The 10,000-nt window shown below is 47.9% G+C and carries 10 protein-coding genes; 4 read left to right on the plus strand and 6 right to left on the minus strand.

All coding sequences use genetic code 11. The features are described 5' to 3' along the window. Positions 1 to 119 precede the first annotated feature (119 nt). Complete coding sequence (locus LDL18_RS01855; protein WP_296506556.1) at positions 120 to 677, plus strand: FKBP-type peptidyl-prolyl cis-trans isomerase; 558 nt, start codon at positions 120 to 122, stop codon at positions 675 to 677. An 85-nt stretch (positions 678 to 762) separates the two neighbouring features. Here the strand turns inward: LDL18_RS01855 and LDL18_RS01860 are convergent, their stop codons facing one another. From LDL18_RS01860 to pyrE, 5 genes are read right to left on the minus strand one after another with little or no spacing between them, the layout of a single operon-like run. Continuing rightward, positions 763 to 1,881, minus strand: coding sequence for an AI-2E family transporter (locus LDL18_RS01860; RefSeq protein WP_296506558.1), 1,119 nt, complete (start codon positions 1,879 to 1,881; stop codon positions 763 to 765). Positions 1,882 to 1,890: 9 nt separating this feature from the next. Beyond that, positions 1,891 to 2,769: a signal peptidase I gene (lepB, locus tag LDL18_RS01865; protein ID WP_296506559.1), complete on the minus strand. Its 879-nt coding sequence runs from the start codon at positions 2,767 to 2,769 to the stop codon at positions 1,891 to 1,893. Between the two features lie 55 nt (positions 2,770 to 2,824). After that, the gene (gene acpS / locus LDL18_RS01870; RefSeq protein ID WP_296506561.1) at positions 2,825 to 3,229 is read right to left on the minus strand and encodes a holo-ACP synthase; all 405 of its coding nucleotides are present in this window, start codon (positions 3,227 to 3,229) and stop codon (positions 2,825 to 2,827) included. Further along, a complete protein-coding gene (locus LDL18_RS01875; RefSeq protein ID WP_296506563.1) occupies positions 3,226 to 3,996 on the minus strand; it encodes a pyridoxine 5'-phosphate synthase in 771 nt (256 codons plus the stop codon). The genes acpS and LDL18_RS01875 overlap by 4 nt, the downstream gene beginning before the upstream one ends. A 21-nt stretch (positions 3,997 to 4,017) precedes the next feature. Beyond that, positions 4,018 to 4,605, minus strand: a complete 588-nt coding sequence (gene pyrE, locus LDL18_RS01880; RefSeq protein WP_296506572.1) for an orotate phosphoribosyltransferase — start codon at positions 4,603 to 4,605, stop codon at positions 4,018 to 4,020. 235 nt (positions 4,606 to 4,840) lie between these two features. Between pyrE and LDL18_RS01885 the strand changes: the two genes are divergently transcribed. Together LDL18_RS01885 and LDL18_RS01890 are read left to right on the plus strand one after the other, a co-directional pair. After that, entirely contained in the window at positions 4,841 to 5,755 is a 915-nt protein-coding gene (locus tag LDL18_RS01885; protein ID WP_296506565.1) for a tetratricopeptide repeat protein, read from the plus strand. Beyond that, positions 5,755 to 6,399, plus strand: a complete 645-nt coding sequence (locus LDL18_RS01890) for an LON peptidase substrate-binding domain-containing protein (protein WP_296506567.1) — start codon at positions 5,755 to 5,757, stop codon at positions 6,397 to 6,399. The genes LDL18_RS01885 and LDL18_RS01890 overlap by 1 nt, the downstream gene beginning before the upstream one ends. A 42-nt stretch (positions 6,400 to 6,441) precedes the next feature. On the opposite strand, the gene LDL18_RS01895 is transcribed toward LDL18_RS01890, so the two are convergent. Next, entirely contained in the window at positions 6,442 to 7,659 is a 1,218-nt protein-coding gene (locus tag LDL18_RS01895; protein WP_296506568.1) for a UbiH/UbiF/VisC/COQ6 family ubiquinone biosynthesis hydroxylase, read from the minus strand. A gap of 183 nt (positions 7,660 to 7,842) precedes the next feature. Between LDL18_RS01895 and LDL18_RS01900 the strand changes: the two genes are divergently transcribed. Further along, the coding region (locus tag LDL18_RS01900; RefSeq protein ID WP_296506570.1) for a DNA translocase FtsK at positions 7,843 to 10,000 on the plus strand (2,158 nt) is incomplete at its 3' end.

Below are 10,000 nucleotides of genomic sequence, written 5' to 3' on the forward strand. Positions count from 1 at the left end.
TATTATCCCGATTGCTTCCTATTCCTCTTTTTTCGGATAAGACGCTGTTTGGGATCTGTTTTATAGCTGAATGTTGAAAACCACCCTATCGTAACGGTAATCCTGTTCAAAGGAATGATATGAGCTCGGATAAGGCTTCTTCCTTGGCGTCTATTGGACGCGCAATGCGTTTACCTTTGTTAGGGGCGGTTCTTCTGGCGGCTGCAGGAACCACTTTGGCTTTGGCGGGGACGTCTTCCCCTGCAAGATTGGCGCAGTCTCCTGAAAAGTTCTTGGCCGATAATGAACATCATAAGGGCGTGCAAAAAACGCCTTCCGGCTTGCAATATAAAATCATCAAAAAAGGCAAGGGTGTCCAACCGAAAATCAATGACATGGTCTCTGTCGAATATCAGGGTAGCCTGACTGACGGAACTGTCTTTGATTCGACCGATCGTAATGGCGGCGCTCCGGTTATGATGCCAGTTGCAAGAGTTATCCCCGGTTTTTCCGAGGCTTTGCAATTGATGCAGCAAGGCGGTGAATATCGTTTCTGGATTCCTCCCCAGCTTGGCTATGGCGCTGAAGGGGCAGGAGGTGTCATTCCTCCTAATGCTGTTCTTATTTTTGATGTGAAGCTGGTCTCGGTTGTGCCAGCGCCGCCAGCCGATGCGGCGAGCCTACCTTCAATACAATAAACACAGCTAACAAATCACGCTGCAAAGCCGGACTATTTTACCAATCCGGCCATGCCTTTATAGTCATGCTTTGAAAGCGGTGAGGCTATTCCTCGTCTTTGTTTCTGTTGTTCAGCATGAATTGTTTGACGTGATTGCGTTGCTGATGCTCTTCGCGCTCTGTGACGATTTTTGAATATTCTTCCAAAGAAACTTTTGCGATAGCGACCAAGGGATCGGCTAAGGCCAGCCCCATAATGCCGAACAGCGCGCCTAATAAAATCTGGGCGCCTAATTCCAGAGCAGGCGGCAAGTTAACAGAGCGCCGCGCTACAATCGGAACAATCAGATAGCCATCAATGGTCTGAACAATAGCATAGACGCCCATTGCCCAAAGTCCTGTCTGAACATTTTGACTAAAACCTACCAGACAAATTAACAGGCCAGAAATCAGCGCGCCGATATTCGGTAAGAAAGCTAATAATCCAGTCAACAGGCCTAAAAGCGTCGCCATAGGCACGCCTGTTGCCAAAAGCAGTAACCAAGTCCCGACGCCTTCAATGGCCATACCCAGAAGGCGGCCAGCCATCAGCCGCCGTAGGTTATTATTGGCAATGTTAAAAATCCGGTAAAAATCCGGACGTTTCGCAATCGGTATCATCCATGCAAAACCCCTTTCGTAAAGATGGGGTTCAATAGCAACAAAGATACCAATAACCATAATCATTGCCCCGCCAGAGACTGCGCCAAGGGCATTTCCGACGAAAGCACTCACTTCACCGAAAGACCCAAAGAGTCGTTGGGCGATATCGCTGCTGGAGACGTGGGGCGACATCAGGCCATTACTAACCAACCAGTCGCGAATATTGATAAATTGGGTCGTTAAAGTAGCCTGCAAGGCATCTAACTGACCACCTAATTGGTAAACAGCGAGATACAAGGTGAAAGCTAGGAAAATAGCCACACAGATACAGACAATGGCTAATCGGTATCCTCGGCCTATTTTTAGAACACGCCCCAATAATCGGGTGCCGTCATCCAAGAGAGAAGCGAAAACCAAACCAGCAATAATTAAAAGTATCGGTTGGATAAGGAGGCAAAGCAATGCCGTGCCTCCTGCCATAGAAATCCAAACCGCTGCCTTTTTAAATTCCCGCGCTGTAAAATCATGAAAGAGATCACTGGGACCGGGCTTTTCCGGTGGCCGCTTCTTTGTTTCCGGCATTTAAAAACCTTATGGTTTGGCTTCGGTAGGGTGCAGATTAAGACCACTTCTGCCGCTACGGAAAGATTTGAACCAGCTAAGCGGATTCCAGATTTTAGCAGAACCGTCCAAGGAGAAAGTGATAAATTCAGCTCGACCGCCTAAACTCTCAATAGGAACGGGGCCGCCCAATCCATGTTCTTCCAAGGGAAAACGACTATCTGCTGATTGATCGCGGTTATCACCCATCAGGAAAACATAACCTTCCGGTATTGTCACCGGTCCATAGTCATCAGCCTGTGGAATGTAACCTAAATCCAAAGTTTCATAACGAACGCCATTCGGAAGGGTTTCCTCGATGCGGGGCATTTTACAATAACGCCGTCCATCTTGACCGGTAACCTGTTCCATAGCGAGATAGCCATTATTTTCACAAGGCATATTCTGATCAATCGGAATCATTGCCGGAGACATCATTCTCCGCTTAACGGGCTTACCGTTAATAATCAAAATCCCGTTTTCGACTGAAAGGGTGTCGCCCGGTAAACCAATAACCCGTTTGATATAATCGCTTTTCTGGCCGCGTGGCACAACAATAACAACATCGCCCCGTTTTGGCATATGCCCGAACAGGCGGCCATGAAAAAACGGCAAAAAATGAAAAATCGGCGAAGCGTAAGACCAGCCATAAGGATATTTGGAAACAACCAGACGATCCCCGTTTAACAAGGTCGGCATCATCGATTCTGACGGGATATAGAAAGGTTTGACAATAAAGCTCTGAACGATACCGACTAAAAGTAAAATGTAAAAAATACCTTTAATCTCATGCCATAAACTGAATTTTTTAGGCATGTCTTCTTGTGACTGATTCATGTCGTCACTGTCTAAACTTTTATCTTGATTCATTCAGGCTTTTACCTTTTTGAGCCAGTTTATTCTGACTTTGACTATATCGTTTTAATTATGCAGGACAGGCTTCTATTACAACGAAAGCCAAAGCCCAAGGATGATCATCACTTAAACTAAGGTGAATAGAAAGGGTATGCCTTGGCGGTTTCTTTTCCTCAAGTAAAAGCGCAGCCTTTCCCGATATATTCACTTTGGGTGCGCCTAAAGAATCATTCGATATGCTGATATCTTGAAAAGAAATCGAATGGCGAAAGCCGGTTCCTAACGCTTTGACAAACGCTTCTTTTGCAGCAAAGCGTTTGGCAAAAAAGGCCGCTTTTGTCATTGAAAAAGCAGAAGAGGCTTCAATTTCTTCACAAGAAAACAGGCGTTTTATAAAACGCCCGCTTTCTTTTTTACCAAGAATGGTCGTGATACGATCAATATTACAAAGATCGGTGCCGATCCCGATGATCATAAAGCGATATGCTTGACCAGAAAATCGACCTTGTCTTCAGCGCGGGCGGCATCCATTAAATAGCGCATCCGCTTGATACTGGCTTCAAGTCCGATAAAAATCGCCTCGCCGATCAGGAAATGACCGATATTCAATTCGGCAATTTCTTCCAAAGCGGCAATCGGTATCACATTTTCATAAGTGAGACCGTGACCGGCATGCACCTCGATATTGAGGCTTTTTGCCAGCTTGGCCGCTTGTTCAATGCGGATTAGCTCGGCCGCCAGTTCTTCATTAACGCTATTGGCATAATGGCCGGTATGCAATTCGATAACCGGCACATTCAAAGCCTTAGCTGCTTTGATCTGGGTTTCATCCGGTTCGATGAACAAACTGACCCGAATACCTGCGGCCAACAATTTCGCAACAATCGGCTTTAAGCTGTCAATCTGGCCTGCGGCATCAAGACCGCCTTCGGTTGTTTGTTCTTCCCGTTTTTCAGGCACCAGACAGACCGCATGGGGGCGATGCTGAAGCGCGATTTCTAGCATTTCTTCGGTGGCGGCCATTTCCAGATTAAGGGGCAGCGTAATGCCTTTTTCAAGATTAACCAGATCGTCATCGCTAATATGACGGCGGTCTTCCCGAAGATGGGTCGTAATCCCATCGGCACCCGCATGTGCGGCCAGTTGGGCTGCTCTTACGGGATCAGGATGGGTTCCACCGCGTGCATTGCGAATAGTGGCAACATGGTCAATATTGACCCCAAGCCTTATTCTTTTGGTCATTTCGTCCTCTTGAGCCTTGTTTTAAGCGGGCTTGGCCCGGCTACCGGGTTTTACCGCAGGAATCGCGGCCAGTTCCGGGGGAAGCTCATCGACAGCATAGGTCGGGACATCCAGTTTCAGCAAGGGGAAGAAAGGCACATCAAAAGCGGCCTTGCCATTGGAACGGTCAACCAAGGAAGCCGCTGCGATCACTTTCCCGCCCGCTTTTTCAATGGCATGGATCGTTTCACGAGAAGACAAGCCGGTGGTGACAACATCTTCGACCATCAGGATTTTTTGACCTTTGCTAATCGAAAAACCGCGACGCAGTTCAAAAACACCGGTCGGGCGTTCCATGAACATGGCATCCACATTCAAAGCGCGGGCGACTTCCTGACCGATAATGATGCCGCCCATGGCGGGTGAGATAACGGCTGATATTTCCTGTTTCAGATCATCTGGAATCCGCGAAACCAGAGCAGAGGCCAGACGGCCAGCCCGTGCCGGATTCATCAAAACGCGGGCGCATTGCAAATAACGCGGCGATCTTAAACCGGATGAAAGGATAAAATGGCCTTCCAACAAGGCACCTGCATCACGGAATTCAGCTAATATCTCTGCATCTGTCATGTTCGATCTTTCGTTAGAGGTCATCGGACGAAGCCGGAAGGGTTATCGTTCCTGTTTCTTTTCTACTAGCCTTTTCCTGTAACGGATGTCTATTTCTTCGCAAGATCAAGCTGTTATTTTGTCTTGGGCGGGTGATTGACAATTTACCTTTGAATTAGACGGGGCAGGGGTTGGCAATTCTTTTTCTTTCCCCACATAAATATCAAAGAAACCGGCAAGAAAAAGGACGCTGATTGTGTCAACCTTAGGACTAAGCAGCGCTGATCAAAAAGCGATTGAAAATTTTCGGCAGCAAGCGGTAGAGCCTTCTGAAACAAAGTTGGTCTTGCTGTATTTTTCTGCCACATGGTCGAACGCTTGCAAAAGCTTCGGATCGATGCTGGCTAATATTGCCAAAAGCTATGCTTCAAAAGGCGTTGTCGTTACGTCATTTGATATTGACCAAAATAAAATCATCGCCGATCAATTACGGGTTCAATCGGTTCCAACCCTTTATGCGTTATTTCAAGGACAGTTAGTCGCTGACCTTACGCCTGCGAATGGTGAGGCACAGCTTCAACAAGCCTTGGATCAATTACTGACACAATTACCGATCGCTGCCGAGGCCGCAGGCGAAGAAGATATCGAGCAAATCCTTGAATCGGGTAACAAGGCCTTGGATGACAATGACGCTGAACAAGCTGTCACTCTTTTGGGGCAAGCCTATGACCTCAAACCGGAAGATGTTGCGGTGACAGGGGCTTATGCACGGGCGTTGATTTTGGCTGGCGATATAAAAAAGGCCGAGGCTTTACTCTCTACCTTACCGGAAGACATGAAAGGCAAGCCGGAAATTCATCGGGCAGAAGCGGCGCTATCTTTGGCAAAACAGGCGGATTCTGTTAATCTTGATCAACTTGAAAATCTCCGCGCCAAGGTAGAAAATTATCCTGATGATGATGAAGCCCGTTTCGCATTGGCTTGTGATCTGATAGCGGTCGGTAATCGGGATAGTGCGGCTGATCAGCTATTGGCTATTCTGGCACATAATCGTGACTGGAATGAAGGGGCAGCCCGCACTAAACTTCTTCAACTTTTTGAGGTTGTTGGCATTGAAGACCCTTGGGTTTCAGCCCAGCGGCGGCGCTTGTCAGCTATATTATTTCGCTAATGACTATAAACAGTTTTACAATACCTATTTTCCCATTGCCGGGGATTGTTTTGTTCCCGCGTTCGATTTTGCATCTGCATGTTTTTGCCTTGCCTTACCGGACGCTGGTTTCAAATGCGCTGGTTCGTGATCGCAGAATAGGCATTATCCAGCCAAAATTGGGGGTAGGAGAAAGCCTGAAACGCGAAACGCCGCTTTATTCTGTCGGCAGCATTGGTCAGATCGTCGAGGCAGAAGCCTTGGATGACGGTTGTTTTAATCTGGTGCTGGAAGGTATCAGTCGTTTTAACCTGATCCGCGAAGTTGAGTCAGATACGCCTTTCCGTCAGGTCGAGGCGAGTTTTGAGGGGTTTGATGACAAGAAGCTGCCGAAAACCTTGGATCTGGCACAGCGTTGCCAGATAGAAGAGCGAGCGCATTGGTTTGCTCAAACGCAAGGCTTGAATATCGATTGGCAATCCGCTGACCAACTGGATGACGAATCTTTGATGAATAACATCATCCAGCTTTCGCCTTTTGATACCGGCATCAAACAAGCCCTATTAGAAAGCACTGACCTGACAGAGCGAGCAGAGCTTTTGATGAGCGCTCTTAATTTCTTTGGTCACCAACAGGGTGAGGATCGAAAAATAACGCTTCACTAAAAAGAAACCGGCCTGAATAGTATCAAGGCCGGTTTTTTGTTTCTAAAGGCTATTACCCGTTAACAGTCGGGGTAATTTCCCATTGTCGCCTCGCGCCTCGGCTAAGAAAAAGTTTTTGATAAAGCCCATATTGTTAATGGCCTTGAAACCGACCCGTCGGGCGAAAGAGGCCAGTTTCCCCGGAACAGCAAAAATGCGGACAAGAGCATCGGTGCCAGCTGCAATCGCGAAATTGTCAAGGCTGCGCCAACGGGCATAGCGTTCCAATAATATGGCATCGCCTAGATCCATGCCAAGCCGTCGTCCTTCAACCAATATTTCCGTTAAAGCCGCCACATCCCGTAATCCCAGATTTAGACCTTGTCCGGCGATGGGATGGATGCCATGGGCGGCATCCGCAATCAAAGCCAGCCTTAGATCAGTCATTTTCGAGGTGAACTGGAAGGAAAGGGGGTAAGCCGTCGGATGGGATGCGAAATCCAGCTTTCCTAATATGCCGCCTGTCAATCGGGTTACTTCGGCAAAAAACGGGCGTTCGGGTAAATTTTTGACAGCTTCTGCTTCTTCCCTCGGCACTGTCCAAACCAAAGCGGAACGATGGCGGCCTTCTTGATCTTGCATCGGTAAAAGAGCCACGGGACCTTTGGGATAAAAGATTTCATGAGCGATATGATGATGCGGCTTTTCGTGGAATAACGTGCAGATTACCGCTGCATGATTATAATTCCATCCCGTTAAATTGATACCCGCCGCTTGTCTGGTCGGTGAAGCCCGCCCTTCTGCCCCGACAAGCAGAGACGCCGTTATTTTTCGGCCATCGGCTAAGGTAGCCGAAACACCATCGTTGCGGCGTTCTGTTTCCACCGCATGAGCGGGTTGCAACAAAGTGACATGCTTGGCAGCCAAAGTCGCTTCATAAAGCGCCTGCCTGAGATAGCGATTTTCCAGCATATAGCCGGAAGGATTATCTTTCGAGGATTCAAAGCAAAGATCGGGTGTTTTTAATTGATCGCTGGTTCTGACCGTGTGGATAGGGCAGCCTTTGCCTTCAAGGCTTTCTTTCAGGCCGATGGCTTCCAATAATTTCCAGCAAGAGCTAGCGATGGCGGTCGTCCGTCCATCATAACCCTTTTCCAACATTCTGATAGGGTCGGATGTATCGACCACAATGGAGCTAATATTATAGCGGTCAAGGGCTACTGCCAAGGTCATACCGGCAAAACCGCCACCTAATATTAAAACATCCGCTTTTAAATGCATGGCGATTTCTCCTGCTGCCTCTTCCTGATCTATTCAAACCGATTTTATATAAAACAGCCCGATTTCTGAATAGAGGGCGGCCTGTTCATTATATCCAGAATATAGTAAGGAAATTTATTCTAAAATGATATTTCTATCAGGTTACATCATTCGCAATTGAAAAGATCGGGGTTAAATTCACCTATGGCAACAGGCATCATTTCCGAAATAACCGGATCGGAATGGCAAGCAAAGATGCGTTATTTTATGACACGCTCTGCCTGCTTTATTGTGGCTGTTGCTTTATTTGCCAGCACTGTTTTTCTTTTTGCTGCCTTGATGGGCTATAATTCAACCGACCCTGCTTTTAATACAGCGGCGGCAGGGCCTGCCCGTAATATTACCGGTGATGTCGGGGCGTGGTTTTCCGATTTCTTGCTAAGTTTTATCGGATTGCCGGTGCTGTTAGTTCTACCGCCGATGTTGGTAACCGCTTTCCGTCTTTGGCGGCATGTGCAGCAAGAACGTCCTTTCCGTCATTTGGTATTGATGGTTCTAGGTGTAATGCTGGTATCAGCTGCTGCCGGTTTGATGAGTGATAGCCAAAGTGGCCTGCCTGCCGGATGGGGTGGTGGCGTTGGTTTGTTGAGCAATGCGACCATTCATAAAATACAGTCGTTTTTTTCTCCAGCGGTCTCATCGGCTGTCCATGCCGTTTCTTTTTGCCTTTTTCTTGTAGGGGGCGGCGCGCTCTGGCTATGGGGACTGGGTTTTGATGCCTATGAAAAGGCCGTTTTAAACCGAATTTTTTCCCGCTTGCGCTTTTCTTCGAGAAAAAGCGAAAAGCAAAAAAACTCAGGAAAAAGCAGCCAACCCGTTTCCTCTAGTCGCGTGGTAACCAGAGAAAATACGGTTTCTCCGGCGGTTGAAAACGCAAATGTCGAGCCAATGACGTCTGTTGAAGAGGTTGAGGCCTTAGACATCCTCGAAGAGGATATTGTCGAAAAATCGGAATCTCGCCCAATCATCACGACTTATTCGCCCAAGATAGATTCCAGCGATCCTGCCAAAAGAAAGACCGTTCACGAACAGACCAATTATGCTTTACCTTCGATCGACTTTTTGCAGGAAATTGCGGCACATGCCGTCCATGCGGTCGATCATGATGCCTTAGAACGGAATGCACGGTTATTGGAAACTGTGCTTCAGGATTTCCATGTCCGTGGTCAGATTGTCGAAATTCGTCCTGGGCCTGTTGTGACCATGTATGAGCTGGAGCCGGATGCCGGTATCAAAGCCAGCCGCGTTATTGCCTTGGCCGATGATATTGCCCGTTATATGTCAGCGGAATCGGCGCGTATCGCGGTTATTCCGGGACGGACGGTTATCGGTATTGAATTGCCTAATCCTAAAAGAGACATGGTCTCTTTGCGGGAATTGGTCGGTTCCGAAGTCTATGACAACCAACAAGGCTCTTTACCTCTTATTCTGGGTAAAAATATTGCCGGTGATCCGGTTATTACCGATCTTGCGCCTATGCCTCATCTGTTGGTCGCTGGTACCACGGGTTCTGGTAAATCGGTCGGCATCAACTGCATGATTTTATCGCTGTTATACCGTCTTACCCCCGACCAATGCCGGATGATTATGATCGATCCAAAGATGCTGGAATTGTCGATCTATGACGGTATTCCTCATCTGCTTTCCCCTGTTGTTACCGAACCTGCCAAAGCTGTTCGGGCATTGAAATGGGCGGTTGAACAAATGGAAGAACGCTATCGCATGATGGCGTCTGCTGGCGTTCGTGGCCTTGCCGGTTTTAACCAGAAGGTAAAAGAAGCGCAGGCACGCGGCGAAGCGCTTAGCCGCAAGGTTCAAACCGGATATGACAAAGTCAGCGGTCAGCCGATTTACGAAGATGAAACCTTGGAATATGAGCCTTTGCCTCAAATCGTTATCGTGGTCGATGAATTGGCTGATTTGATGATGACCGCGGGTAAAGAGGTTGAATATCTTATCCAGCGCTTGGCACAAAAAGCCCGTGCTGCCGGTATTCATCTTATCATGGCGACCCAGCGACCTTCTGTTGATGTTATTACGGGGGTTATCAAGGCCAACTTGCCGACCCGTATCAGCTTTCAGGTAACGTCAAAAATCGACTCTCGCACCATCTTGGGCGAGCAGGGGGCAGAGCAGCTTTTGGGCAAGGGTGATATGCTTTATATGCCCGGCGGCAAACAGGTCTTACGTGTCCATGGACCTTTTGTGAGTGATGGCGAGGTTCAGGCGGTTGCTGATCATTGGCGTGAACAAGGCACGCCTGATTATATTTCATCCGTTACGGAAGAACCGGCTGATGGCG

The organism is Zymomonas sp. (genome assembly GCF_020216885.1).
Taxonomy (GTDB): Bacteria; Pseudomonadota; Alphaproteobacteria; order Sphingomonadales; family Sphingomonadaceae; genus Zymomonas.

What these genes read in the sequence shown, in the direction of transcription:
- LDL18_RS01855 (WP_296506556.1), top strand. Translation starts at nt 120, where the DNA reads ATGAGCTCGGATAAGGCTTCTTCCTTGGCGTCTATTGGACGCGCAATG.
- LDL18_RS01860 (WP_296506558.1), bottom strand. Translation starts at nt 1,881, where the DNA reads ATGCCGGAAACAAAGAAGCGGCCACCGGAAAAGCCCGGTCCCAGTGAT.
- lepB (WP_296506559.1), bottom strand. Translation starts at nt 2,769, where the DNA reads ATGAATCAAGATAAAAGTTTAGACAGTGACGACATGAATCAGTCACAA.
- acpS (WP_296506561.1), bottom strand. Translation starts at nt 3,229, where the DNA reads ATGATCATCGGGATCGGCACCGATCTTTGTAATATTGATCGTATCACG.
- LDL18_RS01875 (WP_296506563.1), bottom strand. Translation starts at nt 3,996, where the DNA reads ATGACCAAAAGAATAAGGCTTGGGGTCAATATTGACCATGTTGCCACT.
- pyrE (WP_296506572.1), bottom strand. Translation starts at nt 4,605, where the DNA reads ATGACAGATGCAGAGATATTAGCTGAATTCCGTGATGCAGGTGCCTTG.
- LDL18_RS01890 (WP_296506567.1), top strand. Translation starts at nt 5,755, where the DNA reads ATGACTATAAACAGTTTTACAATACCTATTTTCCCATTGCCGGGGATT.
- LDL18_RS01895 (WP_296506568.1), bottom strand. Translation starts at nt 7,659, where the DNA reads ATGCATTTAAAAGCGGATGTTTTAATATTAGGTGGCGGTTTTGCCGGT.